This is a genomic window from Streptomyces sp. NPDC045701, assembly GCF_056432045.1.
Window position 1 is genome coordinate 101,658 of the sequence record NZ_JBWKJV010000011.1, and the last position, 26,492, is coordinate 128,149.

Here is a 26,492-nt window from a genome sequence, read left to right on the forward strand (position 1 = left end):
ATCCCGTCGCCGTACCACTTTCGTACGAGGGTGGGGCCGTGCGCGAGAGTTGCAGAGGGTTGCACCGTTGTGGGCATGACGACGGCGCGTCGCCGCCGGGCGGGGAGGATGGGGTGACACGTACCGACCACCAGGTGGGACGGCAACGGGGAGGACCGGTGCGTCAGGCCACGGTGGACATGACGCGGCTCGCCGCCATGGACCCGCGCGAGGCGGCGTTGCTGCTCAAGGGCGTGCGGGAGGCGGCGCTGAAGGGCGGGCGGGCGCCGCTGGCGCCGCGCTCCGACATAGGCGAGTCGTGGCGGCGGATGCTGCGCACGGGCGTGGATCCGGACCGGGACCGCCGTTCGGGACTGCTCCCGCCGGGCGAGCTGGAGCGCCGACGGGCCGACTCGCCGCTGGCGGCGCTGCTGCCGGTGCTGCGGGAGGGGCTGGTGTCGTGCTCGGCCGAGTCCGAGGCGGTGCGGCACATCATGGTGGTGGCGGACGCCGAGGGCCGGGTGCTGTGGCGGGAGGGCAGCGCGAGTGTGCTGCGGAAGGCGGACGGGCACGGGTTCGAGCCGGGTGCCGACTGGGCGGAGGCCACGGTCGGTACGAACGGGGTGGGCACCGCGCTGGTGGCGCGGCGCCCGGTGCAGGTGCACTCGGCGGAGCACTTCGTCTCGACGCACCACTCGTGGACGTGCGCGGGCGCTCCGATCACCGACCCGCGGGACGGGAGGCTGCTCGGCGCGGTGGATGTGAGCGGGCCGCTGGCGACGATGCACCCGGCCACGCTGATGCTGGTGCGCTCGGTCGCGAGGCTCGCCGAGGCGGAGCTGCGCAACCGGCACTTCGCGGAGCTGGCGCGGCTGCGGGCGGTGGCCGCGCCGATCCTGTGCCGGGTGGGGGGCAGGGCGCTGGCGGTGGACACGCACGGCTGGCTGGCCGGCGTGACCGGGATGCCGCCGGTGGACCGGCTGCCGCTGCCGGCGTCGTTCCGGCCGGGTCGGGTGTGGCTCCCGTCGCTGGGCATGTGCGAGGCGGAGCCGCTGCCGGGCGGGTGGCTGCTGCGGGTGGTGGGCGAGGAGGCGCGGGCGGCGGCGAGCCGGGTGGTGCTGGACGTGAGCCGGCCACGCCGCTGGTCGCTGGAGGTGTCGGGGCCGGCGGGCAGCTGGACGCAGGAGCTGAGCCCGCGCCACACCGAGCTGCTGTACGTGCTGGCGCTGCACCGGGACGGCCGGACGGCGGCGGAGCTGGCGCACGACGTGTTCGGCGACCGGACGCGTGCGGTGACGGTCCGGGCGGAGATGTCCCGGGTGCGCCGCACTCTGGCGGGCGTGCTGGAGCACCGCCCGTACCGGTTCCGCGAGGAGGTCGAGGTGGCGGTGGTCCGCCCCGAGGACCCGGCCGACCTGCTCCCCCACTCCACGGCCCCGGCGGTGCGCGCCTCGGGGGGCGGCGAGCGGACGGGGTAGCCGGTCGCCGGGAGCGGAGGCGGGTCGCCGGGGGCCGGCGGGGGGGCGATCACCGGGGGGCGGGGGTGGCCGATCGTCCCGCCGGGTGGGCACGTGGTTCGCTTGGGCGTATGAGCATCACCGTGACCACCTGGTCCCTCGAACAGACCTCCCCCGACGACCTGCGGCCCGCCGCCGCGCCCTCCGGTGACGTGCGGATCGTCCGGGCGGAGGTGCCCTCGCCCGAGTTCGGCCGCTTCCTCTATACGGCGGTGGGCGGCGACATCAACTGGACGGACCGGCTGGGACTGACGTACGCCCAGTGGCGGGAGATCGTCGAGCGGCCCGGGGCGGAGATCTGGGTGGCGTACGACCGGGGGACGCCGGCGGGGTACGTGGAGCTGGACCCGCAGGAGGACGGGGTCGTGGAGATCGTCTACTTCGGGCTGATACCGGCGTTCCGGGGGCGGGGCATCGGCGGGCACCTGCTGGCGTACGGTACGGCGCGCGCCTGGGATCTGGCCGAGCGCTGGCCGGGGCGGGCCCCGACGAAGCGGGTCTGGCTGCACACCTGCTCCCTGGACGGGGAGCACGCGATGGGGAACTATCGGCGGCGCGGCTTCACCCTCTTCGACACCAAGGTGACGGAGGAGCCGGAGACGGCGGCCCCGGGACCCTGGCCCGGCGCGGAGGTCGGCTGAACGCTCCGCACGCGGCTCCCCCGCCCGTCCGGCGGCGGGGGACCGCGGACCCGCCGCCGGACCCCTTGACGTGACCCACGCCACATGTGTCCACGATGCGGGACACCGATGTCCATATCGCGGACGAACCTGGACTGGGTCCAAAGTCCCATGGCACGCTTCCGTCATGTCTCGAGCTGGAATTGCCTTGGTGAGTCGGCGGCACGTCGACCTCGGCCGCATGTCCAGCGCCATCTGTCCGGTGAGCTGATCAGCCCAGCACCACCGCGACCCCCCGAACTTCTGCACCCCCAGCGCACCGCTGCGCCAACCCCTGCTCAGCGCGCGAGTGTGCAGGTCAGAGCCGCCCTCCTGCAGTCCCGAAGGACGTATCGTCATGGCCGCCACCCCTGAGAAGCCCGCCTCCGCCACCGCCCGTCGCAAGACCGGGCGTCACCGTGGCGAAGGCCAGTGGGCCGTGGGCCACTTCACGCCCCTCAACGGCAACGAGCAGTTCAAGAAGGACGACGACGGTCTCAACGTACGGACACGCATTGAGACGATCTACTCCAAGGCCGGCTTCGACTCGATCGACCCCAACGACCTCCGGGGCCGGATGCGCTGGTGGGGCCTCTACACCCAGCGCAAGCCCGGGATCGACGGCGGCAAGACCGCGATCCTGGAGCCGGAGGAGCTGGACGACGAGTTCTTCATGCTGCGCGTCCGCATCGACGGCGGCCGGCTGACCACCGAACAGCTCCGGGTGATCGGTGAGATCTCGCAGGAGTTCGCGCGCGGCACCGCGGACATCACGGACCGGCAGAACGTGCAGTACCACTGGATCCGGATCGAGGACGTTCCCGAGATCTGGAACCGGCTGGAGGCCGTGGGCCTGTCCACCACCGAGGCGTGCGGCGACACCCCGCGCGTCATCCTCGGCTCCCCGGTGGCCGGAATCGCCGAGGACGAGATCATCGACGGCACCCCCGCGCTTGAGGAGATCCACCGCAGGATCATCGGCAACAAGGACTTCTCCAACCTCCCCCGCAAGTTCAAGTCGGCGATCTCCGGCTCCCCGCTGCTCGACGTGGCGCACGAGATCAACGACATCGCCTTCGTCGGCGTGAACCACCCGGAGCACGGCCCCGGCTTCGACCTGTGGGTCGGCGGCGGCCTGTCCACCAACCCCAAGATCGGTGTGCGGCTCGGCGCCTGGGTCCCCCTCGACGAGGTCCCGGACGTGTACGAGGGCGTCATCTCGATCTTCCGCGACTACGGCTACCGCAGGCTGCGCAACCGCGCCCGGCTGAAGTTCCTGCTGGCCGACTGGGGCGCGGAGAAGTTCCGCAAGGTGCTGGAGGACGAGTACCTGAAGCACCCGCTGGTCGACGGCCCGGCACCCGAGCAGCCCGTACAGCAGTGGCGCGACCACGTGGGCGTGCACCGGCAGAAGGACGGCCGGTTCTACGTCGGCTTCGCGCCGCGCGTCGGCCGCGTCGACGGCGCCACCCTCACCAAGATCGCCGAGGTGGCCGAGGCGCACGGCTCCGGCCGGCTGCGGACCACCGCCGAGCAGAAGATGCTCGTCCTGGACGTCGACGAGGCCCAGGTCGAGTCCCTGGTGTCGGGGCTGGAGGCGCTGGACCTCCAGGTCAAGCCGTCACCGTTCCGGCGCGGCACGATGGCCTGCACCGGCATCGAGTTCTGCAAGCTGGCGATCGTCGAGACCAAGGCGCGCGGCGCGTCCCTGATCGACGAGCTGGAGCGCCGCATCCCGGACTTCGACGAGCCGATCACCATCAACATCAACGGCTGCCCCAACGCCTGCGCGCGCATCCAGGTGGCGGACATCGGTCTCAAGGGGCAGCTGGTGCTCGACGACGCCGGCAACCAGGTGGAGGGCTACCAGGTGCATCTGGGCGGCGCTCTCGGCCTGGAGGCGGGCTTCGGCCGCAAGGTCCGCGGCCTGAAGGTCACCGCCACCGAGCTGCCCGACTACATCGAGCGGGTCCTCACGCGCTTCCAGGAGCAGCGCGAGGACGGCGAGCGCTTCGCCTCCTGGGCGGCCCGCGCGTCGGAGGAGTCCCTCTCGTGAACGCGCCGAAGGAGACGGGGGACACGGCATGAGCGAGCGCGCGGCACCGTTCCACTGCCCGTACTGCGGCGACGAGGACCTGCGTCCCGGCGAGCAGGGTCACGGCGCCTGGGAATGCGGGGCGTGCAACCGGGCCTTCCAGCTGAAGTTCCTCGGGCTGCTGGCCCGCGGACTTCGACGCGACGACGGTGGAGGGGAAGCGATATGACGACGGTTCAGAGCACAGAGGAGCTCAAGGCGCTCGCCGAGCGGGCCGGGCGGGACCTCGAAGAGGCGTCCGCCCTGGAGATCCTGAAGTGGGCCACCGACACTTTCGGCCCGCGCTTCTGCGTCACCTCCTCCATGGAGGACGCGGTCGTCGCCCACCTCGCCTCCCGGGTCATGCCCGGCGTGGACGTCGTCTTCCTCGACACCGGCTACCACTTCCCCGAGACCATCGGGACCCGTGACGCGGTCGACGCGGTGATGGACGTCAACGTCATCACGCTCACCCCGCGGCGGACGGTGGCCGAGCAGGACGCCGAGTACGGCCCGAGGCTGCACGACCGCAACCCGGACCTGTGCTGCGCGCTGCGCAAGGTCAAGCCCCTGGAAGAGGGCCTCACCGGGTACGACGCGTGGGCGACCGGGCTGCGCCGCGACGAGTCCCCGACCCGGGCGAACACCCCGGTCGTCGGCTGGGACGAGAAGCGCCGGAAGGTCAAGGTCTCGCCGATCGCCCGCTGGACGCAGGACGACGTCGACGCGTACGTCGCCGAGCACGGCGTCCTGACCAACCCCCTGCTGATGGACGGGTACGCCTCCGTCGGCTGCGCGCCCTGCACCCGCCGCGTGGTGGAGGGCGAGGACGCGCGGGCCGGCCGCTGGGCGGGCCGGGCGAAGACCGAGTGCGGGCTGCACGGCTGATGACGACTGTGGGAGAAGAGAACGTGACTGGGGCCACCATCTGGCTCACCGGGCTGCCGAGCGCCGGCAAGACCACGATCGCCTACGAACTGGCGGACCGGCTGCGCGCCGGGGGCCGCCGGGTCGAGGTGCTCGACGGCGACGAGATCCGCGAGTTCCTCTCGGCGGGCCTCGGGTTCAGCCGCGAGGACCGGCACACCAACGTGCAGCGGATCGGCTTCGTCGCCGAGCTGCTGGCGTCCAACGGCGTGCACGTCCTGGTGCCGGTCATCGCTCCGTACGCGGACAGCCGCGAGGCCGTGCGCAAGCGCCACCAGCGGGAAGGCACTCCGTACGTCGAGGTGCACGTCGCCACTCCGGTGGAGGTGTGCTCGGTACGGGATGTGAAGGGGCTGTACGCCAAGCAGGCCGCGGGCGAGATCAGCGGGCTGACCGGCGTGGACGACCCGTACGAGGAGCCGGAGGACCCGGACCTGCGGATCGAGTCCCAGAACCAGACCGTGCAGGAGTCCGCCGCGGCGGTCCACGCCTTGCTCACCCAGAAGGGACTGGCATGACGACCACCGTCACCGACACCCACGACACCGACACCCCGTTCGCGCTGTCGCACCTGGACTCGCTGGAGTCCGAGGCGGTGCACATCTTCCGCGAGGTGGCGGGCGAGTTCGAGCGGCCGGTGATCCTCTTCTCCGGCGGCAAGGACTCGATCGTGATGCTGCACCTGGCGCTGAAGGCGTTCGCGCCGGCCGCGGTGCCCTTCTCGCTGCTGCACGTCGACACCGGGCACAACTTCCCCGAGGTCATCGAGTACCGCGACCGTACGGTCGAGAAGTACGGGCTGCGCCTCCACGTGGCGTCCGTGCAGGACTACATCGACCGCGGGGCCCTCAAGGAACGCCCGGACGGCACCCGCAACCCGCTGCAGACCGTGCCGCTGACCGAGGCCATCCAGCAGCACCGCTTCGACGCCGTGTTCGGCGGCGGGCGGCGCGACGAGGAGAAGGCCCGGGCGAAGGAACGGGTGTTCTCGCTGCGCGACGAGTTCTCGCAGTGGGACCCGCGCCGCCAGCGCCCCGAGCTGTGGCAGCTGTACAACGGCCGGCACGCCCCCGGTGAGCACGTGCGGGTGTTCCCGCTGTCGAACTGGACCGAGCTGGACGTGTGGCAGTACATCGAGCGCGAGGGCATCGAGCTGCCGCAGATCTACTTCGCGCACGAGCGTGAGGTGTTCTCCCGCAACGGCATGTGGCTGACGGCCGGCGAGTGGGGCGGCCCGAAGGACACCGAGCCGGTGGAGAAGCGGCTGATCCGCTACCGCACGGTCGGCGACATGTCCTGCACCGGCGCCGTCGACTCCGAGGCCACCACGCTCCAGGCCGTGATCGCCGAGATCGCCGCGTCCCGGCTCACCGAGCGGGGCGCCACCCGCGCCGACGACAAGCTGTCCGAGGCCGCGATGGAAGACCGCAAGCGCGAAGGGTACTTCTAGACATGAGCACCACGAGCGAGCAGCTCGCCGACCCGTCGGCCACCACCCTGCTGCGTTTCGCGACCGCCGGATCCGTCGACGACGGGAAGTCCACACTGGTGGGCCGGCTGCTGCACGACTCCAAGTCCGTGCTGGCCGACCAGCTGGAGGCCGTCGAGGCCGCGTCCCTGAGCCGCGGCCAGGACACCCCCGACCTGGCGCTGCTCACCGACGGCCTGCGGGCCGAGCGGGAGCAGGGCATCACCATCGACGTCGCCTACCGCTACTTCGCCACGCCCCGGCGCCGGTTCATCCTGGCCGACACGCCCGGCCATGTGCAGTACACCCGCAACATGGTCACCGGCGCCTCCACCGCCGAGCTGGCCGTGGTGCTGGTCGACGCCCGCAACGGCGTCGTCGAGCAGACCCGCCGGCACGCCGCGGTGGCCGCGCTGCTGCGCGTCCCGCACGTGGTGCTGGCCGTGAACAAGATGGACCTCGTCGACTACGCGGAGCCGGTCTTCGCCGCGATCGCCGAGGAGTTCACCACGTACGCCTCCGAGCTCGGCGTCCCGGAGATCACCGCCATCCCGATCTCGGCGCTGGCCGGCGACAACGTGGTGGAGCCGTCCGCCAACATGGACTGGTACGGCGGCCCCACGGTCCTGGAGCACCTGGAGACCGTCCCGGTCAGCCACGACCTGACCGCCTGCCACGCCCGCTTCCCGGTGCAGTACGTCATCCGGCCGCAGACGGCCGAGCACCCGGACTACCGGGGGTACGCGGGTCAGATCGCCGCCGGTGCCTTCCGCGTCGGCGAGACGGTCACCGTGCTGCCGTCCGGCCGGACCAGCACCATCACGGCGATCGACGCGCTGGGCGAGAACGTGGACATCGCGTGGGCACCCCAGTCGGTGACGATCCGGCTGGCCGACGACATCGACATCTCGCGCGGCGACCTGATCGCCCCGGCCGGTGACGCGCCGGCGACCACGCGGGACGTCGTCGCGACGGTCTGCCATGTGGCGGACGAGCCGCTGGCGGTGGGTCAGCGGGTGCTGCTGAAGCACACCACCCGTACGGTCAAGGCGATCGTCAAGGACATCCCGTCCCGGCTGACGCTGGACGACCTGTCCCAGCACCCGGCGCCCGGCCGGCTGGTCGCCAACGACATCGGCCGCGTCGTGGTGCGCACCGCCGAGCCGCTGGCGCTCGACACGTACGCCGACTCGCGGCGCACCGGCTCCTTCCTGCTGATCGACCCGGCCGACGGCACCACGCTGGCGGCCGGCATGGCGGGTGACGCCTTCGCGTCCGCCGCCAAGGCTCCCGCCGCCGCGCAGGACGACGAGGGCTGGGACTTCTGATGACGGCGGACGTCTACGCGACCTTCGCGAAGGAGGGCGGCCGGGTCGGCAGCGGCGCCCTCGGCGCGGGGACCGGGGGTGTGGCGCGATGTGCCGGCTGACGCCCGCGCACCTGAGGTGCGCCCTCCCCGAGCCGTACCCGCGCCACGCGCATCACCGACATAGATCCCGAAGACCCTGAACCGAGGGGAACCACCTCCGTGCCTGCCTCCCGTACCACCGTGCGCCGCTCCCTCGCCGCCGCCGCGGCCCTGCCGCTGCTGATCGGCGCGCTCGCCTCCTGCGGCTACGGCTCCAAGGCCCCGAAGGACGAGAAGAAGGTGGCGGCCGAGGGCGAGAAGCTCTCCGCCGACCGGGTGAGACTCGGGTACTTCCCCAACCTCACCCACGCCACCGCCCTGGTGGGCGACCAGGAAGGCATCATCCAGAAGGAGCTGGGCGGCACCGAGCTGAAGGTGTCGACCTTCAACGCCGGCCCCTCCGAGATCGAGGCGCTGAACGCCGACTCGATCGACATCGGCTTCATCGGCCCCTCCCCCGCGATCAACGGCTACGTCAAGTCCAAGGGCGAGAACCTGCGGATCGTCGGCGGTTCCGCGTCCGGCGGCGTGAAGCTGGTCGTGAACCCGGAGAAGATCAAGACCCTGGACGACCTCAGGGGCAAGAAGATCGCCACCCCGCAGCACGGCAACACGCAGGACGTCGCGTTCCTCAACTGGATCAAGGAGCGCGGCTGGAAGGTCGACGCCCAGAGCGGCCAGGGCGACGTCTCGGTGGTCCGCACCGAGAACAAGATCGCCCCGGACGCCTACAAGTCCGGTTCGATCGACGGCGCCTGGGTGCCGGAGCCGACGGCGTCGAAGCTGGTCAGCGAGGGCGCCAAGGTGCTCCTCGACGAGTCGACCCTGTGGCCGGACCAGAAGTTCGTGATCACGAACATCATCGTGTCGCAGAGGTTCCTCAAGCAGCACCCGGACGTCGTCGAGGCGGTGCTGCGCGGTTCGGTGAGGACCAACGCGTGGATCAACGCCAACCCCGACAAGGCGAAGGACTCGGCCAACGCCAAGCTGAAGGCGCTGACCGGCAAGCCGCTGGGTGACAAGATCATCGACCCGGCGTGGGCGTCGATCCGGTTCACCGACGACCCGCTGGCCGCGACGCTGCGGGCGCAGGCCGATCACGCGGTGGCGGCCGGGCTCCTGGAGAAGCCGGACCTGAAGGGCATCTACGACCTGAGGCCGCTCAACAAGGTCCTGAAGGCCGAGGGCCGGCCCGAGGCCGCCGACGCCGGTCTCGGCGCCAAGTAACCCGCGCAGCAGCCCAGTTCCCCGTTCCCTGGAGGTGACGACCATGGCCACGACCTTCGCCAAGGCCGAGGACCGCGTCGCGGTGAGCCACGCGGCCCGGATCGCGCACGTCTCGAAGTCCTATCCCGGACCGACCGGACAGCAGCTCGTGCTCGACGACATCTCGCTCGATGTCGCTCCGGGCGAGTTCGTCACGCTCCTGGGGGCCTCGGGGTGCGGCAAGTCCACGCTCCTGAACCTGGTGGCGGGGCTCGACCGGCCGACCGTCGGGTCCATCGAGACCCCCGGCGGCCGGCCGGCGCTGATGTTCCAGGAACACGCGCTGTTCCCCTGGCTGACGGCCGGGAAGAACATCGAGCTGGCGCTGCGGCTGCGCGGCGTGGCGAAGAACGAGCGCCGGGGCGAGGCGGAGCGGCTGTTGGAGCTGGTGCGGCTCGGCGGCGCGTACGGCAAGCGGGTGCACGAGCTGTCCGGCGGCATGCGCCAGCGGGTGGCCCTGGCCCGGGCGCTGGCCCAGGACAGTGACCTGCTGCTGATGGACGAGCCGTTCGCGGCGCTGGACGCGATCACCCGTGACGTGCTGCACGACGAGCTGACGCGCATCTGGCGCGAGACGCGGCTGTCGGTGCTGTTCGTGACGCACAACGTGCGCGAGGCGGTACGGCTGGCCGAGCGCGTGGTGCTGCTGTCCTCCCGGCCGGGGCGGATCGCCCGCCAGTGGGAGATCGACATCCCCCAGCCGCGCCGTATCGAGGACGCCGCGGTGGCGGAGCTGTCCGTCGAGATCACCGAAGAACTGCGTGGGGAGATCCGCCGTCATGGCCAGCACTGATACGACGACCGAGGCCGTCGCCAAGACCGACGACCTGGCCGGCCTGGAGGCGGGGCTGGACGCGCTCGACGCGGTGCACGTGGGCAGGACGCCGGTGCGGGAGGTGCTGCTCCGCAAGGTCCTGCCGCCGCTGGTCGCCGTCGCGCTGGTGCTGGTGGTGTGGCAGCTGCTGGTGTGGGCGAAGGTCACCGACGAGTACAAGCTCCCGCCGCCGGCCGCCGTGTGGGACAGCCTGTCCGCCATGTGGCTGGAGGGCACGCTGCTGGACGTGCTGTGGACCAGTGTGTCGCGGGCGCTGCTCGGCTTCGTGATGGCGCTGGCCATCGGTACGCCGCTGGGGCTGCTGGTGGCCCGGGTGCGGTTCGTCCGGGCGGCGATCGGCCCGATCCTGTCGGGTCTGCAGTCGCTGCCGTCGGTGGCCTGGGTGGCGCCGGCGGTGCTGTGGCTGGGCCTCAACGACTCGATGATGTACGCGGTGATCCTGCTGGGTGCCGTGCCGTCGATCGCCAACGGCCTGGTGTCCGGGGTGGACCAGGTGCCGCCGCTGTTCCTGCGGGCGGGCCGGACGCTCGGCGCGAGCGGGCTGCGGGGTGCCTGGCACATCGTGATGCCGGCCGCGCTGCCGGGATACCTGGCGGGCCTGAAGCAGGGGTGGGCGTTCTCCTGGCGCTCCCTGATGGCCGCCGAGATCATCGCGTCCTCGCCCGAACTGGGCCTGGGGCTCGGTCAGCTGCTGGAGAACGGCCGCAACAACATCGACATGCCCGGCATCTTCCTGGCGATCCTGCTGATCCTGATCGTCGGCATCGCCATCGACCTGCTGATCTTCAGCCCCCTGGAGCGCGCGGTGCTGCGCCGGCGCGGTCTCCTCGTCAAGAGCTGAGCGTCGCGCCATGACCCGTCCCGCCCTCCCGTCGCCCACCACCGCCCGTGCGGGGAGCCGCTTCGCGCCCGTCCTTCTCGTGATCGCCCACGGCAGTCGCGACCCGCGGCACGCCGCGACCGTGCACGCCCTGGTGCGGCGCGCGGGCGCGCTGCGGCCGGGCCTGCGGGTGGAGACGGCGTTCCTGGACTTCAACGTCCCGTCGGTGACGGCCGTCCTGGAGCGGCTGGCGGCGGAGGGCGTGCGCGACGTGGTGGCCCTCCCGCTGCTGCTGACCCGCGCCTTCCACGCCAAGGCGGACATCCCGGCCGTCCTGCGGGACGCCCCGCCCTGCCTGCGGATCCGGCAGGCGCCGGTCCTCGGCCCCTCGCCGCTGCTGGTCGCGGCGCTGGAGCGGCGGTTGTACGAGGCGGGCCTGACGCCCGCCGACAAGCGCTCGACCGGGGTCGTCCTGGCCTCGGCGGGCTCATCGGACCCGGAGGCGATCGCAGTGATCGCTGAAATGGCGCGGGAGCTGCGGCACACCGGTTGGTGCGCCGTGCGGCCTGCGTTCGCCTCCGCCTCCCTTCCCCGTACCCAGGACGCGGTGCGTGCCCTGCGTCAGGACGGGGTACGCCGGGTGGCGGTCGCGCCGTACGTCATCGCGCCCGGCCGTCTGCCGGACCGCATCGCCGAGGGCTCGGCCGGCGCGGACGTCCTCGCGGACGTGCTGGGCCCGGCGCCGGAGCTGGCGCGACTGCTGCTGGCGCGGTACGACGAGGCGGGCGTCGCCCTGTCGGCGGCGGCCTGAGGGCCCGCACCGCGCGCACGGTGCCGCACGTGCCGTGCCGTGGCCCGCGCCGTGCCGCACGCACCACCGTGCCGTCGCCGCTCAGTCGCGGGTCAGTTCCACCAGCTTGACGACGGTGTTCCAGTTGCGGGTGGTGGCGGTGATGCCCTTGGTGAGGGCGGGGCGTGCCAGGGCTTCGGCGAGCTTGGAGCGGCCCAGCCCCTCGGGGGCGTACAGGTACAGGGCCCGGTCGCCCAGCCGGAACTCCTCGGGGAGGAACGCGGCCTGGTCGACGCCCGCGAATCGGTCGGGTGTCACGGGCGCGGAGAAGTAGGTGACGTGGAGCTGCTTGGGCTCCAGGCCGGCGGCGGGGAACGGGCAGGCGTCGGCGACGGCGCGCAGGTAGGGGCCGCTGCGGACCAGGCAGTCGACGCGGAAGCCGAAGTGCTGCTCGATCGCTGTCTCCAGCTCCGCGGCCAGGGCGTCCTCACCGGCGCCGGACGCGCTGGTGAAGGCCGCGTTCCCGCTCTGCAGGTACGTCGTGACGTCGCGGTGGCCGAGTTCCGTCAGCAGCGTGCGCAGTCGCGCCATCGGGACCTTCTTGTGTCCGCCGACATTGATTCCGCGCAGCAGTGCGGCGTACCTGGTCGTCATGGTCACACCATAGGACGGCCGCCGCGCCCCGTGGGGGAGGGCACGGCGGCCGCCGGTCGGGATGGCGCGCGTCCTACTCGACGATCTTCAGCAGCTTGTTGGCCGTCCCCTGGGTGGGGTTGGAGATCTTGTCGGCCGTGGCGCCGCCGGTGAGGGCCTCGGCGACCTGTGCCGGGGTGGCGTCCTTGTGGCCCGCCAGGTAGACGGCGGCGGCGCCGACGACGTGGGGTGTCGCCATGGAGGTGCCGGATATGGTCTTGGTGCCCTCGTCGCTGTCGTTCCACGCCGAGGTGATGTCCGAGCCGGGGGCGTAGATGTCCACCACCGAGCCGTAGTTGGAGAAGTCCGACTGCTGGTCGTCCTTGGTGGAGGAGGCGACGGTGATGGCCTCCGGCACGCGGGCCGGGGAGCTCTGTCCGGCGTCGCTCGACTCGTTGCCGGCGGCGACGGCGAAGGTGACCCCGGAGGCGATGGCCTTGCTGACGGCCGCGTCGAGGGCCGGGTCCGCCCCGCCGCCCAGGCTCATGTTGGCGACGGACGGGCCCTGGTGGTTCTTGGTGACCCAGTCGATGCCCGCGACGACCTGCTCGGTGGTGCCGGAGCCGTTGTCGTCGAGCACGCGGACGGCGACGATCTTCGCCTTCTTGGCGACGCCGTGCGCGGCACCGGCGATGGTGCCGGCGACGTGCGTGCCGTGGCCGTTGCCGTCGCTCGCGTCGTCGTCGTTGTCGATGGCGTCGAACCCGGAGACGGCCCGGCCCTCGAAGTCCTTGTGCCCGACGCGTACGCCGGTGTCGATGACGTACGCGGTCACCCCCTCACCCGCGTGGTCGGGGTAGGTGTACGCGCGGTCGCCGGCGGTGTCGGCCTGGTCGACGCGGTCGAGACCCCAGGACGGCGGGTTGTCCTGGGTGGCGTTGACGGTGAACTTCTTGTTCTGCACGACCTTCGCGACGGCCGGGTCCGCGGCCAGGCGCCTGGCCTCGGTCTCCGAGAGGCCGGCGGCGGAGAAACCGTTGAGCGCGGAGGTGTAGTTGCGCTTGAGCGTGCCGCCGTACTCCTGGGCGAGCTTCGCCTTGTCCGCCTTCTCGTCCAGCAGGACGATGTAGCTGCCGGAGACGGCGCCTTCGGCGCCGAGGCCGTAGACCGTTCCTTCGGCGGCTGCCGGGGCGGGTGCGGTGCCTGCGTGAGCCGTACCGAAGGCGGTGAGGCCGACGACGACAGCGGTGGCGGCGGCCAGTCGAACTCCGGCCGTGCGCTTGAGAGTTGCCATGAAGAGGGGACTCCTCGTCATCAATTGTGTGGGGGGTTCGCCCCCGGACGGGAAGTCTTCCGGGGGCTGTTCGAAACCCTGGTCGATTGATGCGCGCAGATCAAGGCCTTCACATAGCTATGACTTACTCAACAAACTTCCTTAATAACAAATCGCTCACGCCGGAACGATCACGGCAACACGGCGTGGCACGGCGCAAATGGCCATGCCATGTGACGTTCTACGGCCCGTCAGGGCGCCGAGCGCGGGCGGACCGCCGCCGGGAGCTCCGCCTCGATGAGGTCCGCCGCCCGCCTCGTACCGCCCTCCCCCGCCATGTCCCGCCGGATCTCCTCGGCCCGCCGGGCCACCTCCGGGTCGCCGGCGAGTTCCAGGACGGCCGCCCGCAGGGCCTCGGGGGTGGCGTCGGCCATCGGGAGGTGGCGGGCGACGCCGAGAGATGCCAGCATCTCGGCGTTGCCGAACTGGTCGGCGGCCTGCGGTACGGCGACCATCGGCGTCCCCGTGGCGAGACCCTCCTGGCTGCCGCCCGCGCCCGCGTGCGTGACGAACGCGTCGGCCCGCCGCAGCACGGACAGCTGCGGCACCCAGTCGTGCACCTCGATGTTCGCGGGCAGCGGGCCAAGTTCGGCGGTGTCGACGTACCTGCCGATCTGGAGCACGACGTGCCAGCCGGGCAGGCCGCCGAAGGCCTCGACGCAACGGCGGTAGAACTCCGGCTGCTTGGTGAACGCCGAGCCGAGCGAGACGAGCAGCACGTTCTCCGCCCCGGCCGGCCGCCGCCACTCCCCCTGTTCGGCCCGCTCGCCCTGGCAGGCGCCGACGAAGGTGAAGACGGATCCGTCGACGCGGTCGGCGTTCGGCTGGAGGGCCCTGGGGATCAGGACGATCGCCTTGCGGGGGCGGGAGACGAACCGGTCGGGGTGGGTGTCGACGCCGTTCGCCGCGAGCCACGCCGTGAAGCGCGCGTAGTACGCCTTGCCGCGCTCGGACGCCTTGAGGTCGGCGAACATCGGTTCGGCGACCTCCTCCTCGTACCCCTCCCAGGGGACGAGGTTGGGCCACAGGGAGACCGCGGGCACGCCCCAGCGGTGGGCGAGGACGGGGGCCGGGTAGGAGGTGATGTCGTGGATCACGAGGTCCGGCTCGTCCCCCGCGAAGGCCGCCGCGAGCTGCGGGAGCACCTGGACGGCGTCATCCAGGAAGGGTTCGACGTTGTCGATCAGCTCCGTCCCCCACGCCTCCGGGTCCTCGTCCGTCGGCAGCGTCGAGGTGTGGCTCACCGGCTGTGCGCCGGTGGCGGCGACCGTGTCCGCGAAGGAGTCGGGGATCGCGTAACTGACGCGGTGGCCACGGGCGACGAGCTCCCGGATCACTTCGATGCTCGGGTTGACGTGCCCGTGGGCCGCGATGGAGAACATGGCGATGTGGGCACGCTCGGTGGAGGTCATGCCCCGGAGATTAGCGAGACGATACGTCTCGTGCAACTGGCAGGCGCGTCAGCGCTGGTAGCGCGCCAGCACCAGGTTGCCGTCCTGGACGAGGCGTTCCTCCAGTTCCACGGCGTCGATGGCGCCGCTGTAGTACTCCTGGTACGCGGGCGTGGCGACCTTGTCCTTCCACTCCGGATAGCCGCGCACCGACTGCGCGGGGGCGGGCCGGAGGCTCGCGGCCAGCGCGGCACCCGTGGCCCAGCCGTGCTCGGCGGTGCGCAGCGACGGATGCCTCAGCGCCTCCGCACCGGTCGGCAGCATCCAGTCGCCGCGGGCGAGGCGCACCATGTTGTCCGGCTGGAGGAGGAAGTCGATGAACCGGGCGGCCTCCTCCTTGTGGGGACTGTCCCGCGCGATCGACAGGGTCTGCGGGCTGACGCCCTGCGCCAGGCCGGCGTCGCCCGCCGGAGCGGGCAGCACCACCCACTCGAACCCCTCCGGTGCCTGACGCACGATCTGCTGACGGTAGGAGAACCCCAGCGGGACCATCGCGTACGTGCCGCCGAAGAAGCCCGGAAGCGTGTCGGAGCCGCCCATGCCGAGCGTGCTGCGCGGCGCGCTGCGGTCGGTGTTCACCTGGGCGTGGACGGTGTCGGGCACGATCGCGTCGCCGCTCCCGAACCGGACCTCGACCCTGCCGTCGCCGTCCTGGTGGAAGAGCCGCCCTCCCGCGGACAGGCCCAGGTTGAGGGAGACGGAGACCGGTTCCCTCAGCGGCCAGGCGACGGCGTACCTCCCCTCCCCCATCGTCGCGGTGAGCTCCTTGGCGACCTGCCGGAACTCTGGCCACGTCCACGGGCGGGCCGGGGTGGGCACGCGGACTCCGGAGGACTCCAGGATCTTCCTGTTCGCGATGATGACGCGCGGCTCCTGGAGGAACGGCACGCCGTAGACACCCCCGCCGAAGGTGGTCGACCGCCAGCTCGCTGCCGGGATGTCGGCCTTGAGCCGGCCGGACAGCAGCGGGCGCAGGTCGGCGAGGTACCCGCCGTACGCGAAGTCGGCGAGGTCGTCGGAGGCGTCGTGGATGATGTCGGGTGCCTCACCGCCCTCGAAGGAGGTGAGGAGCTGGTCGTGGACGCTGTCCCAGCTGCCCTGCACGTATTCGACCCGGATGCCGGGGTGGGCGGCGTTCCACTCGGCGACCAGTTCCTTGTTGGCGTCGACCGACTCCTTCTGCCAGGCCAGTGACTGGAACCGCAGCACGGTCACGCCGTCCCGGCGGCCGTCGCCGCCACCGGTGCAGCCGGCCGTCAGCAGGGCGAGGACGGCGGCCAGGACGGCGATCGGGCGTACGCGCATCAGGACTTCACCGCCCCGGCCAGCATGCCGCCCGTGATGCGCCTCTGGATGAGCGCGAAGACGACGAGCGAGGGGAGGGTGGCGAGGGAGGCCGCGGCGGCCAGCGGGCCGAGGTCCGCGACGCCCTCCGCGCCGAGGAAGTGGGTGAGGACGACGGGCAAGGTCTGCTTCTCCGGGGTCTTGAGCAGGACGAGCGCGAAGAAGAACTCGTTCCAGGCGGTGATGAACGCGAAGAGCGCGGTGGCGACGATGCCCGGTGCCAGCAGCGGCGCGGTCACCGAGACGAGCGTACGGAGCCGGCCGGCGCCGTCGACGGCGGCGGCCTCCTCCAGCTCGGCCGGCACGGCCCGTACGTAACCGGTCAGCATCCACAGCGCGAACGGCAGCGACCAGACGACGTACACCAGGACCAGACCGGACAGCGTGTTGATCAGCTGGAGGTTCTTCAGGACCAGGAAGAGCGGAATGATCACCAGGACGAACGGGAAGGCCTGGCTGACCACGACCCAGCCGGTGGTGGCGGCCGACAGCCGGCCCCGCCGGCGGGCCGTCGCCCAGGCCATCGGGGTGGCGATGACCACGGCGATCAGGGCGGCGGCGAGGGCGGCGGCCAGGCTGTTGGCGGCGGCCCGGAGCAGGGGCTGCTCGGCGAACGCCTGCCGGAAGTTGGCCAGGGTGGGGTCCTCGGGGATCCAGGCGGGGTGCGGGGAACCGATCTCCGGAGCCGGTTTGAAGGCGATGGACACCAGCCACAGGAAGGGCAGGGCGAGGAAACCCACATACGCGAGAAGCGCGAGGTACTGCCCCGCCCGCACCGGGCCCCGGGTGCGCGGGCCGCTCATTCCTCCCCCTTCAGCCGGCTCGCCAGGTGGACGGCGAGGAGTACGGAGATGACGGCGACCAGCACGCACCCCATCGCCGCCGCGTATCCGAACTGCCCGTAGCGGAAGGCCTCCTCGTACGCGAAAAGCATGGGCAGCCGGGTGCGGCCGCCGGGTCCGCCGCCGGTGAGCACGTACACCAGCGCGAAGGCGTTGACGTTCCAGATGAAGTTGAGCGCGGTGATGGCGAGGGCGACGGGCCTGAGGGCGGGCCAGGTGACGGTGCGGAACCGGCGCCAGGCGCCGGCCCCGTCGAGGGCGGCGGCCTCGTGCAGCTCCCGCGGGGTGCTCTGGAGTCCGGCGAGGAGGGCGACGGTGGTCTGGGGCATGCCGGCCCAGACGCCGACCAGGATCACCGCGGGCAGCGCGGTGGTGAGGCCGGTGAGCCAGTCGTGGCCATCGCCCAGGCCCAGGTCGCGGAGGGTCTCGTTGAGGATGCCGGCGTCCGGGTGGTAGACGAGCCGCCACATGATGCCGACGACGACCTCGGGCATCGCCCACGGGACGATGGCCAGGGCGCGCGCGAGCCAGCGGAGGCGGAGGTTCTGGTCCAGCAGCAGGGCGAGGCCCAGGGCCAGGAGGAACTGGGGGACGGTGACGCCCACCGCCCACAGCAGCCCGATCCGGAACGACTCCCAGAAGAGCGTGTCGTGCAGCAGGTCCTGGAAGTTGAGCGTGCCCACCCACTGGGTGGCCCTGGTGCGCCCCGACTGGGCGTCGGTGAAGGCCAGCGCGACGCCGTAGAGCAGGGGGCCGACGCTGAGCAGGAGGATGGGGATCAGCGCGGGCAGCACGAGGAACCAGGCCCCGTGACCGGTGGGCCGGTGCCGGTGCGCCGGCTCGCCGGCTTTCCCGCCGGACCGCCGCGATGCGGTCAGCAATGTCACGGACAGTCCCCTTGGTGAAGTCGGTCCGGCCTGGCGGTCATCGTCCTGACGGGTCGTCGGTTCGTCAAGACCACTCGCCCGGATGCGAGACTTGGCCGGACCGGTGCGGGCACCGGATCGGTACGGGTACGGGAGGACGGACGCGATGGACGAGGTGCGGGCGCGGGAGGTCCTGGACGCCGCCGGCCTGGCGGGACGTGCGGCGGGCAGGGGCGCGGCCCTGCTGGCGCTGGGCGAGAACGCCGTCTTCGCCGTCGGCGACCTGGTGGTGAAGGTGGGCCGGGACGCCGAACTGCTGGAGCGGGCCGAGCGGGAGGTGGCCGTGGCCTCCTGGCTGGAGGAGACCGGGGTGCCCGCCGTGCGGGCGGCCGAGCCCAAGCCCCGGCTGGTGGAGGGCCACCCGCTCACGGTGTGGCACCGGCTGCCCGACGCCGTGCGCCCGGCGGAGCCCCGCGACCTCGCCCCGCTGCTGCGCCGCGTCCACGCGCTGCCGCGGCCGCCCTTCCCGCTGCCGCCGCGCGACCTGCTGGGCGGTGTGGAGCGGTGGCTGCGGCTCGCGGGCGACGCGATCGACCCGGCGGACGCGGCGTTCCTGCGCGAGCGCCGCGACGGGTTCGCCGGGGCGGCGGCCGCCCTCGCCCCGCACCTGACGCCCGGTCCGGTGCACGGCGACGCGCTGCCCCGCAATGTGCACGTGGGGCCGGACGGCCCGGTGCTGGTCGACCTGGAGACGTTCTCCGCTGACCTGCGCGAACACGACCTGGTGGTGCTCGCGCTCTCCCGCGACCGCTACGGCCTGGACCCGGCGGCCCACGACGCGTTCACCGAGGCGTACGGCTGGGACGTGCGCGAGTGGGAGGGCTGCGAGGTGCTGCGCGGCGCGCGGGAGACGGCGAGCTGTGCCTGGGTGGCCCAGCACGCCCCGGCGAACCCGAAGGCGCTGGCCGAGTTCCGCCGCCGGGTGGCCTCGCTGCGGGACGGCGACCCGCGGGTCCGCTGGTACCCGTTCTGACCGCGCTCCGGCCGGGCCCCGGACCGGCGTGGTGGTTCAGCCCGTCACGGGAGCGGCCGCCGGGGCGACTCCGCGCAGCGGCCAGGCCGGGTCTATGACGGCGTCCGGGGTGCCCTTGCGGCGCAGGAAGTTCTGGAAGTCCGCCGCCCACCGCGCGTACCACACCACTTGCCGCTGGTGCAGCTCCACGGGGGTCAGTGCCGCCACCGCGGAGTGCCGCTCCGCTATCGCGCAGGCGACCAGCACGGCCGCCAGCGCGTCGGCGGCCGCCTGGTGGGCGCCGTCGAGCACCACGCCGTACTCGGCGCAGACCGCCTCCAGGTTCCGCTTTCCCCGGCGGTACCGGTCGACGGCGCGGTCGATGGTGTAGGGGTCGACGACCGGGCCGATCGGCGCGCCGCCCAGCCGCTCGCTCAGGTCCGGCAGCCCGTGCCGCCGCAACTCGGCGCTGAGCAGCGTGAGATCGAAGGCGGCGTTGTACGCCACGACGGGCACGCCGCGGTTCCAGTACCCGACGAGGGTGTCGGCGAGCTCGTCGGCGACCTCACGGACCGGGCGCCCCTCCGCCATGGCCCGCTCGTTGCTGATCCCGTGGATCGCCGAGGCCTGCGCGGGGATCCTGATGCCCGGATCGGCCAGCCAGTCGCGCCGCACCACCGTCTCCCCGCCCCGCACCTCCACGACCGCGGCCGTCACGATGCGCGCTTCCAGCGGCTCCGTGCCCGTCGTCTCCAGATCGAAGCCGACGAGCGTCTCCCCGTGCCAGCCCATGCTGCTCCTCCTCGCGATGCCGTGGTGCGACCACCGTGCGGTGCACTTCCCCCGTGGGTTCTCACCCTCCCACGCACCACTGACAACGCCGCTCGGATCCCGCTCTCACGACACCGGACGGGAATCGGCCCAGACCGACTCGAACTCCTCGCGGTAGGTCTCGAACAGGCCGTGGTCGCTCTCGGCCCCGGCCGTGACGACCGGTCGCCTGCCGCCGCGGAGCACCAGCACCGGCACCTCCATGCCACGGGCCCGGCGCAGGTAGGACTGGACGACGCCCACCCCGTCGGGTCCGTCGCCGTCGACGAGGTACGCGGTGAAGCGCGGCGTCTCGTCGAAGACCTGGATCTGGAAGGCGCCCGGGTCGCGCAGCTTCGAGCGCACGCGCCGCATGTGGAGGATGTTCATCTCCACCGAGCGACTCAGTTCGCCCTTTTTGATCCCCAGTTCCCTTTCGCGCCGTTTGACGGCGCTGCTCGCCGGATTCAGGAACAGCAGGCGTATCCGGCAGCCGGACTCGGCGAGCCGCACCAGCCGGCGCCCGGAGAAGTTCTGCACCAGGAGGTTGAGGCCTATGCCGATCGCGTCGAGGCGCCGCGCCCCGCCGAACAGGTCCTCGGCCGGCAGCTGCCGTTGCAGCCTCACCCGGTCGGGGTGGACGGAGACGACGTCGGCGTACCGGTCCCCGACGAGGTCCTCCACCGCGTCGACCGGCAGCCGGTGCGCGGGGGGCGCGCCCCCACCGCCGCCGAGGATCTCCAGCAGCCTGGCGGAGGCCCGCTCGGACTGGTCCAGCACGTTCCGCGACAGCGCCCGGTTGCGGGAGACCACGTTCCGGGTCACCTCGAGCTCGTCCAGGGCGAGCTCGACCTCGCGCCGGTCGTCGAAGTAGGGCTCGAAGCAGGGCCAGTGCTGGACCATCAGCTCCCGCAGCTGGGGCAGCGTGAGGAAGCTGAGCACATTGTCGTCGGCGGGGTCCAGGAGGTAGCCCTTGCGGCGCGAGACCTCGCGGACGGCGACGGCCCGCTGGACCCACTCCTGGCCCGCGGGCCCGGCCGCCGCCACCACCCAGTCGTCGCCGTGCACCGGCTCGTAGACGGGCCGCAGCACGGCGGCCACCACGGCACGCAGCCGCTGCTCGACAAGATTCAGCCAGATATAGGCGCGGCCCGCCCGCTGGGCCCGGGTCCGTACCTCGCTCCAGGCCTCGGCGTCCCAGTCCAGTTCCGCACCGATCTCCATGGGCCGGGCGAGTGAGACCGCGCCGGGCGGGACATCAGCGGGGTCAGTGGAGTCCCCCTCGTGACCTGAGTCACCTGGGGGCAGCTCCAGCCCTCCCGAGCTCACCCGCGCACCGCCTTCTGCTCCTGGACGCCCGTCTCCAACGATCAAGGAAGGGTACTCCGGGAGCGGGAGGCGGTGCAGCCCGATCCCCAGGGTGCTTTCCCAACGGCCATGATTGTTCCGGCCGTTCCCGGCCGGGCCGGGGGCCGGAGTGAGCGGATTCATCATGGTCGGGCGGGCGGCCTCCCGGCCGGCCGGCCCGCGCCGCCCCCAGGACCAAGGCCGGCGCGCCCCGCTCCGGCCAGGGCGACGCCCGGGAACGCGGCGTTGACCCGGGCAACCGGAAGGCTCTCCCCGCACTCCGATGGTGTGCTGATCGGATGAATCAGGCCCAGGGAGCGATTTCCGGCCAGTGTGCCCCCCGCGCCCCCCGGTCACCCGGTAGGACCGGCCGAAGTCCTAGGAGCTCGGGCCACTTTCGGGGAGGATTCTGGCTCAAGTGACCCCCATCAGCCGGATCAGAAGTGGAAGAGTCTTATCTATGCAGGTCTGGCCGGGACAGGCGTATCCCCTCGGCGCCACCTACGACGGCGCCGGAACCAACTTCGCGGTCTTCTCCGAGGCCGCCGACCGAATCGAGCTGTGTCTGCTCCACGACGACGGCTCGGAGACCGCGGTGGAGCTGCGCGAGACCGACGCGTTCGTACGGCACGCGTACCTGCCCGGCGTGATGCCGGGCCAGCGGTACGGGTTCCGGGTCCACGGACCGTACGCGCCGGAACAGGGACAGCGCTGCAACTCCGCGAAGCTGCTGCTCGATCCGTACGCGCGGGCGGTCGCCGGCGCCATCGACTGGGGAGAGGCGGTGTACGGCTACCACTTCGGCAAGCCGGACTCCCGCAACGACCTGGACTCGGCGCCGCACACCATGACGTCCGTGGTCGTCAACCCGTACTTCGACTGGGGTGACGACCGGCCGCCGCGCACCGACTACCACCGGACGGTGATCTACGAAGCGCATGTGAAGGGCCTGACGATGCTCCACCCGGCGCTGCCGGAGGAGTTGCGCGGCACATACGCCGGGCTCGCCCACCCCGCCGTGATCGAGCACCTGACCGAACTGGGGGTCACGGCACTCGAATTGATGCCCGTGCACCAGTTCGTCAACGACCACCGGCTCGTGGACGCCGGGATGTCCAACTACTGGGGCTACAACACCATCGGCTTCTTCGCCCCGCACAACGCCTACGCCTCCTGGGGCGACCGCGGCCAGCAGGTGCTGGAGTTCAAGTCGGCGGTGCGCGCCCTGCACCAGGCGGGCATCGAGGTCATCCTGGACGTGGTGTACAACCACACGGCCGAGGGCAACCACCTGGGCCCGACGCTCTCGTTCCGGGGCCTGGACAACCCCTCGTACTACCGGCTCGTCGAGGACAACCCCCGGTACTACATGGACACCACCGGCACCGGGAACTCGCTCCTGATGCGCTCGCCGCACGTGCTCCAGCTGATCATGGACTCGCTGCGGTACTGGGTGACGGAGATGCACGTCGACGGTTTCCGGTTCGACCTGGCGGCGACGCTGGCGCGCCAGTTCCACGAGGTGGACCGGCTGTCGTCGTTCTTCGACCTGGTGCAGCAGGACCCGGTGGTCAGCCAGGTCAAGCTGATCGCCGAGCCGTGGGACGTCGGCGAGGGCGGGTACCAGGTGGGCAACTTCCCGCCCCTGTGGACCGAGTGGAACGGCAAGTACCGTGACACGGTGCGGGACCTGTGGCGGGGCGAGCCGCGCACCCTCGCCGAGTTCGCCTCCCGGCTGACCGGCTCGTCGGACCTCTACCAGGACGACGGGCGGCGCCCGCTCGCCTCGGTCAACTTCGTGACCTGCCACGACGGCTTCACGCTGCGGGACCTCGTCTCGTACAACGACAAGCACAACGACGCGAACGGCGAGGGCAACCGGGACGGCGAGAGCCACAACCGCTCCTGGAACTGCGGCGCCGAGGGCGACACGGACGACGAGCAGGTCACGGAGCTGCGGCTGCGCCAGATGCGCAACTTCATCGCCACGCTGATGCTGTCCCAGGGCGTGCCGATGCTGAGCCACGGCGACGAGTTCGGGCGTACGCAGGGCGGCAACAACAACGCGTACTGCCAGGACAACGAGGTCGCCTGGGTGCACTGGCCGGACGAGGACTCCGAGGAGACCCGGTCACTGCTGGAGTTCACCCGGTCGATGGTGTGGCTCCGGCGCGACCACCCGGTCTTCCGTCGGCGGCGCTTCTTCCACGGGCGGCCGGTCGAGGGGACGCACGACGAGCTGTCGGACATCAACTGGTTCACCCCCGAGGGTGAGGAGATGACCGCACGGGACTGGCAGGCGGCCCACGCCAAGGCCCTGTCCGTGTTCCTCAACGGCAGCGCCATCTCGGAGCCGGGCCCGCGCGGGGAGCGGATCGGGGACGACTCGTTCCTGCTGATGTTCAACGCCAGCGCGGAGGACCTGGAATTCGTGGTGCCGGTCAACCACGGCCGGCAGTGGCAGGTGGTGGTGGACACCGCCCTCCCGGAGGGCGTCGAACCGGGACAGGGCGCCAAGGTCGCCGCGGGCGACCGGCTCACCCTGATCGGCCGCAGCCTGACGGTCCTGCGGCGCCCGGCCTAGGGGGCGGCGCGCGGGAGCCTGGTGGGGGAGGGCCGGACGGTCCTCCCCCACCCCGGGACCGGGCCGCCCGGTCCGGCCACCCCGGCGGGCGGGCCGCGGAACGGGACGGAACGTGGCGTCGGGCGTAAAAGGCATCACCCGATGACACAGAAGCCGCCCAAGCGGGTACCTACGTTCGCATGACGCCCAACTCGACCTATCGGCTCCAGATCCAGCCGGACTTCCCCTTCCGGGCCGCCGGGGAAGCGGTGCCGTACCTCGCCTCGCTCGGGGTCTCGCACCTGCACCTGTCGCCGGTCCTGGAGGCGGTCCCCGGCTCCACGCACGGGTACGACGTCACCGACCACGGCCGGGTCCGCGAGGAACTGGGCGGCGAGGCCGGCCTGCGGGCCCTCGCGCGCACCGCTCGGGAGCACGGCCTCGGCCTGGTGGTGGACCTGGTGCCCAACCACATGGCCGCGGCCCCCCGGTACAACCGGGCGCTGTGGGAGGTGCTGCGCGAGGGCCCCTCCTCCCCGTACGCCCGCTGGTTCGACATCGACTGGGCCGCCGGCGGCGGGAAGGTGCTGCTGCCGGTCCTGGCCGGCCGGATCGGCGACGAGCTGGCCGGCATGCGGGTCGAGGACGGGACGCTGCGCCACGGCGAGCAGGAGTTCCCGCTGCGGCCCGGTACGGAGGAGCTCGCCCTGCCGGAGCTGCTGGACGCCCAGTGGTACCGGCTGGGATGGTGGCGGCTGGCCCGTACGGAGCTGAACTACCGGCGGTTCTTCACCATCTCGGACCTCATCGGGGTGCGGGTCGAGGAGCCGGATGTCTTCGAGGCGACCCACGCCAAGATCCTTGAGCTGGTCCGGGACGGCGTGGTCGAGGGGTTGCGGATCGACCACCCGGACGGGCTCGCGGACCCCGGGGCGTACCTCGACCGGCTGCGGCGGGAAGCGGGTGACGACTGCTGGATCGTCGTCGAGAAGATCCTCACCGGCGACGAGCACCTGCCCGCGCGGTGGCGGGTCGACGGCACGACCGGCTACGACGCCCTGCGGCGCGTCGACGGGCTGTTCGTCGACGAGGCGGGCGCGGCGGAACTGGCCGAGGACTACCGGCGGTTCGCCGGCCCGGCCGGGGACCGGGGCGGCCACTGGGAGGCGACGGCGCGCCGGGCCGCGTACAAGGTGGTGACGCACCAGCTGGCCTCGGAGGTCGGGTACCTGACCCGGACGGCGGCGGCCGTCTGCGCCGCCGACCCGGCGCTGCGCGACCACGCGCCGTGGGCGCTGCGCGCGGCGGTCCGGGAGCTGCTGATCCGGGTGCCGGTCTACCGCCCCTACGGGGCCGGCGCGGAGGACGTGCTGACCGCGGAGGCGGCGGAGGAGGCGAAGGCCACGTTCGTGGTTCCGGAGGAGGCGTCGGCCGTCGACGTGGTGCGCGACCTGGCGCTGGGGCGGCTCGGGGACGGGCCGGACCAGCGGGCGTTCCTGACTCGGTTCGCGCAGACCTCGTCGGCGCTGCGGGCCAAGTCCGTCGAGGACACGGCCTTCTACCGGTACGCGCCGCTGGTGTCGGCGAACGAGGTGGGCGGCGAGCCGGGGAAGCCGGCGGTGGGTCCGGAGGAGTTCCACGCGTACTGCGCGCGGCTGGCCCGCGACTGGCCGGCCACGGGCACGGTGCTGTCCACGCACGACACCAAGCGCAGCGCCGACGTGCGGGCCCGGATCGCGGTCCTGTCGGAGTGCCCGCAGCGGTGGGCGAAGCTGCTGGACGACGTGGCGCGGACGCCCGCGCCGGACGGCCAGGTGGCGTGGACGGCGTGGCAGACGGCGCTGGGCTTCGGGTACCCGTACGGGGACCGGCTGGCCCCGGCGGTGCTGAAGGCGGTGCGGGAGGCGGGGCTGCGCACCAGTTGGACGGAGCCGGACCCGGCGTACGAGCAGGCGGTGCTGGACTTCGTGGACGCGGGGCCCGCCGGGCCCGGCCTCTACACGCTCTCCCTGCTGGCCCGCGAGCTGGATCCGTACGTCCGGGCGAACGTGCTGGGCGCGGCGCTGCTGCACCTCACCATGCCGGGCGTGCCGGACCTGTACCAGGAGACGGAGCGGGTGTACCTGGCGCTGGTCGACCCGGACAACCGGCGGCCGTTCCGCGAGGGGCCGCCCGACGAGAAAACCGCCGTCACGCGCGCGGCGCTGCGGCTGCGGCGGCGGCACCCGGAGGTGTTCGGCGCGTCGGGGACGTACCGGCCGCTGACGGCGAGCGGCCCGGCCGCCGGGCACTGCGTGGCGTTCAGCCGCTCGGACGAGACGGTCACGGCGGTCACCCGGCTGTCGCTGCGGCTCGCGGAGAGCGGCGGCTGGGGCGACACCTCCCTGACGCTGCCGGAGGGGCGGTGGTTCGACGCCGTGGACGTGGGGCGCGAGTTCCGGGGCGGCGAGGCGGTGCCCCTGGCGGACCTGTTCACGGCGCGGCCGGTGGCCCTGCTGAGCCGCCGGCCCGTGCCGGCGGAGGACGCGACCGGGTGAGGCCGGCCGGG

24 protein-coding genes are annotated in these 26,492 nt (G+C 72.3%); 16 read left to right on the forward strand and 8 right to left on the reverse strand.

Annotated features, from left to right (window positions below; genetic code table 11):
* Positions 1 to 158 precede the first annotated feature (158 nt).
* From AC07DW_RS15365 to AC07DW_RS15425, 13 genes are all read left to right on the forward strand, one after another.
* Positions 159 to 1,457, forward strand: a complete 1,299-nt coding sequence (locus AC07DW_RS15365; protein WP_478858144.1) for a GAF domain-containing protein — start codon at positions 159 to 161, stop codon at positions 1,455 to 1,457.
* 110 nt (positions 1,458 to 1,567) lie between these two features.
* The gene (locus tag AC07DW_RS15370; RefSeq protein WP_478858145.1) at positions 1,568 to 2,137 is read left to right on the forward strand and encodes a GNAT family N-acetyltransferase; all 570 of its coding nucleotides are present in this window, start codon (positions 1,568 to 1,570) and stop codon (positions 2,135 to 2,137) included.
* 166 nt (positions 2,138 to 2,303) lie between these two features.
* Complete coding sequence (locus AC07DW_RS15375; RefSeq protein ID WP_312846103.1) at positions 2,304 to 2,387, forward strand: putative leader peptide; 84 nt, start codon at positions 2,304 to 2,306, stop codon at positions 2,385 to 2,387.
* A 126-nt stretch (positions 2,388 to 2,513) separates the two neighbouring features.
* Positions 2,514 to 4,211, forward strand: a complete 1,698-nt coding sequence (locus AC07DW_RS15380; protein ID WP_478858146.1) for a nitrite/sulfite reductase — start codon at positions 2,514 to 2,516, stop codon at positions 4,209 to 4,211.
* Positions 4,212 to 4,239: 28 nt separating this feature from the next.
* The gene (locus AC07DW_RS15385) at positions 4,240 to 4,419 is read left to right on the forward strand and encodes a hypothetical protein (RefSeq protein ID WP_189549397.1); all 180 of its coding nucleotides are present in this window, start codon (positions 4,240 to 4,242) and stop codon (positions 4,417 to 4,419) included.
* The gene (locus AC07DW_RS15390) at positions 4,416 to 5,117 is read left to right on the forward strand and encodes a phosphoadenylyl-sulfate reductase (RefSeq protein ID WP_478858147.1); all 702 of its coding nucleotides are present in this window, start codon (positions 4,416 to 4,418) and stop codon (positions 5,115 to 5,117) included. The genes AC07DW_RS15385 and AC07DW_RS15390 overlap by 4 nt, the downstream gene beginning before the upstream one ends.
* Entirely contained in the window at positions 5,117 to 5,674 is a 558-nt protein-coding gene (gene cysC, locus AC07DW_RS15395; protein WP_392274229.1) for an adenylyl-sulfate kinase, read from the forward strand. Before AC07DW_RS15390 ends, cysC begins: the two co-directional genes overlap by 1 nt.
* Positions 5,671 to 6,606 (forward strand): sulfate adenylyltransferase subunit CysD, encoded by a 936-nt coding sequence (gene cysD / locus AC07DW_RS15400; protein ID WP_478858148.1) that lies wholly within the window; start codon positions 5,671 to 5,673, stop codon positions 6,604 to 6,606. The genes cysC and cysD overlap by 4 nt, the downstream gene beginning before the upstream one ends.
* Positions 6,607 to 6,608: 2 nt before the next feature.
* The gene (locus AC07DW_RS15405; protein ID WP_478858149.1) at positions 6,609 to 7,952 is read left to right on the forward strand and encodes a sulfate adenylyltransferase subunit 1; all 1,344 of its coding nucleotides are present in this window, start codon (positions 6,609 to 6,611) and stop codon (positions 7,950 to 7,952) included.
* 200 nt (positions 7,953 to 8,152) lie between these two features.
* Positions 8,153 to 9,259, forward strand: coding sequence for an ABC transporter substrate-binding protein (locus AC07DW_RS15410; protein ID WP_478858150.1), 1,107 nt, complete (start codon positions 8,153 to 8,155; stop codon positions 9,257 to 9,259).
* A 43-nt stretch (positions 9,260 to 9,302) separates the two neighbouring features.
* A complete protein-coding gene (locus AC07DW_RS15415; protein WP_478858151.1) occupies positions 9,303 to 10,091 on the forward strand; it encodes an ABC transporter ATP-binding protein in 789 nt (262 codons plus the stop codon).
* Complete coding sequence (locus AC07DW_RS15420; protein ID WP_478858152.1) at positions 10,078 to 10,974, forward strand: ABC transporter permease; 897 nt, start codon at positions 10,078 to 10,080, stop codon at positions 10,972 to 10,974. The genes AC07DW_RS15415 and AC07DW_RS15420 overlap by 14 nt, the downstream gene beginning before the upstream one ends.
* A 10-nt stretch (positions 10,975 to 10,984) precedes the next feature.
* Entirely contained in the window at positions 10,985 to 11,764 is a 780-nt protein-coding gene (locus AC07DW_RS15425; RefSeq protein WP_478858153.1) for a sirohydrochlorin chelatase, read from the forward strand.
* A gap of 81 nt (positions 11,765 to 11,845) precedes the next feature.
* Here the strand turns inward: AC07DW_RS15425 and AC07DW_RS15430 are convergent, their stop codons facing one another.
* The 6 genes from AC07DW_RS15430 to AC07DW_RS15455 all read right to left on the reverse strand — a co-directional run bounded on the left by AC07DW_RS15430 (position 11,846) and on the right by AC07DW_RS15455 (position 18,233).
* Positions 11,846 to 12,397 carry a DUF1697 domain-containing protein gene (locus AC07DW_RS15430; RefSeq protein ID WP_478858154.1) on the reverse strand — a complete coding sequence of 184 codons (552 nt, stop codon included), beginning with the start codon at positions 12,395 to 12,397 and terminating at the stop codon, positions 11,846 to 11,848.
* A 73-nt stretch (positions 12,398 to 12,470) separates the two neighbouring features.
* Entirely contained in the window at positions 12,471 to 13,670 is a 1,200-nt protein-coding gene (locus tag AC07DW_RS15435) for a S8 family peptidase (protein ID WP_478858155.1), read from the reverse strand.
* Between the two features lie 230 nt (positions 13,671 to 13,900).
* The gene (mgt, locus tag AC07DW_RS15440) at positions 13,901 to 15,121 is read right to left on the reverse strand and encodes a macrolide-inactivating glycosyltransferase (protein WP_478858156.1); all 1,221 of its coding nucleotides are present in this window, start codon (positions 15,119 to 15,121) and stop codon (positions 13,901 to 13,903) included.
* A 48-nt stretch (positions 15,122 to 15,169) separates the two neighbouring features.
* Positions 15,170 to 16,465, reverse strand: a complete 1,296-nt coding sequence (locus AC07DW_RS15445) for an ABC transporter substrate-binding protein (RefSeq protein WP_478858157.1) — start codon at positions 16,463 to 16,465, stop codon at positions 15,170 to 15,172.
* Entirely contained in the window at positions 16,465 to 17,307 is an 843-nt protein-coding gene (locus tag AC07DW_RS15450; protein WP_478858158.1) for a carbohydrate ABC transporter permease, read from the reverse strand. Before AC07DW_RS15450 ends, AC07DW_RS15445 begins: the two co-directional genes overlap by 1 nt.
* Complete coding sequence (locus tag AC07DW_RS15455) at positions 17,304 to 18,233, reverse strand: carbohydrate ABC transporter permease (RefSeq protein ID WP_478858159.1); 930 nt, start codon at positions 18,231 to 18,233, stop codon at positions 17,304 to 17,306. Before AC07DW_RS15455 ends, AC07DW_RS15450 begins: the two co-directional genes overlap by 4 nt.
* A 145-nt stretch (positions 18,234 to 18,378) precedes the next feature.
* On the opposite strand from AC07DW_RS15455, the gene AC07DW_RS15460 reads away from it, so the two are divergent.
* On the forward strand, positions 18,379 to 19,245 hold the full coding sequence (locus AC07DW_RS15460; RefSeq protein WP_478858160.1) for a phosphotransferase: 867 nt from the start codon (positions 18,379 to 18,381) through the stop codon (positions 19,243 to 19,245).
* A 36-nt stretch (positions 19,246 to 19,281) separates the two neighbouring features.
* On the opposite strand, the gene AC07DW_RS15465 is transcribed toward AC07DW_RS15460, so the two are convergent.
* Positions 19,282 to 20,016 (reverse strand): exonuclease domain-containing protein, encoded by a 735-nt coding sequence (locus tag AC07DW_RS15465; RefSeq protein ID WP_478858161.1) that lies wholly within the window; start codon positions 20,014 to 20,016, stop codon positions 19,282 to 19,284.
* A 105-nt stretch (positions 20,017 to 20,121) separates the two neighbouring features.
* Complete coding sequence (locus AC07DW_RS15470; RefSeq protein WP_478858162.1) at positions 20,122 to 21,363, reverse strand: SAV2148 family HEPN domain-containing protein; 1,242 nt, start codon at positions 21,361 to 21,363, stop codon at positions 20,122 to 20,124.
* A gap of 478 nt (positions 21,364 to 21,841) precedes the next feature.
* On the opposite strand from AC07DW_RS15470, the gene glgX reads away from it, so the two are divergent.
* Both glgX and treY read left to right on the forward strand, forming a co-directional pair.
* Entirely contained in the window at positions 21,842 to 23,965 is a 2,124-nt protein-coding gene (gene glgX, locus AC07DW_RS15475; RefSeq protein ID WP_478858163.1) for a glycogen debranching protein GlgX, read from the forward strand.
* 179 nt (positions 23,966 to 24,144) lie between these two features.
* A complete protein-coding gene (treY, locus tag AC07DW_RS15480; protein ID WP_478858164.1) occupies positions 24,145 to 26,481 on the forward strand; it encodes a malto-oligosyltrehalose synthase in 2,337 nt (778 codons plus the stop codon).
* The last annotated feature ends 11 nt before the right edge of the window (positions 26,482 to 26,492 follow it).

What these genes read in the sequence shown, in the direction of transcription:
- AC07DW_RS15370 (WP_478858145.1), top strand. Translation starts at nt 1,568, where the DNA reads ATGAGCATCACCGTGACCACCTGGTCCCTCGAACAGACCTCCCCCGAC.
- AC07DW_RS15375 (WP_312846103.1), top strand. Translation starts at nt 2,304, where the DNA reads ATGTCTCGAGCTGGAATTGCCTTGGTGAGTCGGCGGCACGTCGACCTC.
- AC07DW_RS15380 (WP_478858146.1), top strand. Translation starts at nt 2,514, where the DNA reads ATGGCCGCCACCCCTGAGAAGCCCGCCTCCGCCACCGCCCGTCGCAAG.
- AC07DW_RS15385 (WP_189549397.1), top strand. Translation starts at nt 4,240, where the DNA reads ATGAGCGAGCGCGCGGCACCGTTCCACTGCCCGTACTGCGGCGACGAG.
- AC07DW_RS15390 (WP_478858147.1), top strand. Translation starts at nt 4,416, where the DNA reads ATGACGACGGTTCAGAGCACAGAGGAGCTCAAGGCGCTCGCCGAGCGG.
- cysC (WP_392274229.1), top strand. Translation starts at nt 5,117, where the DNA reads ATGACGACTGTGGGAGAAGAGAACGTGACTGGGGCCACCATCTGGCTC.
- cysD (WP_478858148.1), top strand. Translation starts at nt 5,671, where the DNA reads ATGACGACCACCGTCACCGACACCCACGACACCGACACCCCGTTCGCG.
- AC07DW_RS15405 (WP_478858149.1), top strand. Translation starts at nt 6,609, where the DNA reads ATGAGCACCACGAGCGAGCAGCTCGCCGACCCGTCGGCCACCACCCTG.
- AC07DW_RS15415 (WP_478858151.1), top strand. Translation starts at nt 9,303, where the DNA reads ATGGCCACGACCTTCGCCAAGGCCGAGGACCGCGTCGCGGTGAGCCAC.
- AC07DW_RS15420 (WP_478858152.1), top strand. Translation starts at nt 10,078, where the DNA reads ATGGCCAGCACTGATACGACGACCGAGGCCGTCGCCAAGACCGACGAC.
- AC07DW_RS15425 (WP_478858153.1), top strand. Translation starts at nt 10,985, where the DNA reads ATGACCCGTCCCGCCCTCCCGTCGCCCACCACCGCCCGTGCGGGGAGC.
- AC07DW_RS15430 (WP_478858154.1), bottom strand. Translation starts at nt 12,397, where the DNA reads ATGACGACCAGGTACGCCGCACTGCTGCGCGGAATCAATGTCGGCGGA.
- AC07DW_RS15435 (WP_478858155.1), bottom strand. Translation starts at nt 13,670, where the DNA reads ATGGCAACTCTCAAGCGCACGGCCGGAGTTCGACTGGCCGCCGCCACC.
- mgt (WP_478858156.1), bottom strand. Translation starts at nt 15,121, where the DNA reads ATGACCTCCACCGAGCGTGCCCACATCGCCATGTTCTCCATCGCGGCC.
- AC07DW_RS15445 (WP_478858157.1), bottom strand. Translation starts at nt 16,465, where the DNA reads ATGCGCGTACGCCCGATCGCCGTCCTGGCCGCCGTCCTCGCCCTGCTG.
- AC07DW_RS15450 (WP_478858158.1), bottom strand. Translation starts at nt 17,307, where the DNA reads ATGAGCGGCCCGCGCACCCGGGGCCCGGTGCGGGCGGGGCAGTACCTC.
- AC07DW_RS15460 (WP_478858160.1), top strand. Translation starts at nt 18,379, where the DNA reads ATGGACGAGGTGCGGGCGCGGGAGGTCCTGGACGCCGCCGGCCTGGCG.
- AC07DW_RS15465 (WP_478858161.1), bottom strand. Translation starts at nt 20,016, where the DNA reads ATGGGCTGGCACGGGGAGACGCTCGTCGGCTTCGATCTGGAGACGACG.
- glgX (WP_478858163.1), top strand. Translation starts at nt 21,842, where the DNA reads ATGCAGGTCTGGCCGGGACAGGCGTATCCCCTCGGCGCCACCTACGAC.
- treY (WP_478858164.1), top strand. Translation starts at nt 24,145, where the DNA reads ATGACGCCCAACTCGACCTATCGGCTCCAGATCCAGCCGGACTTCCCC.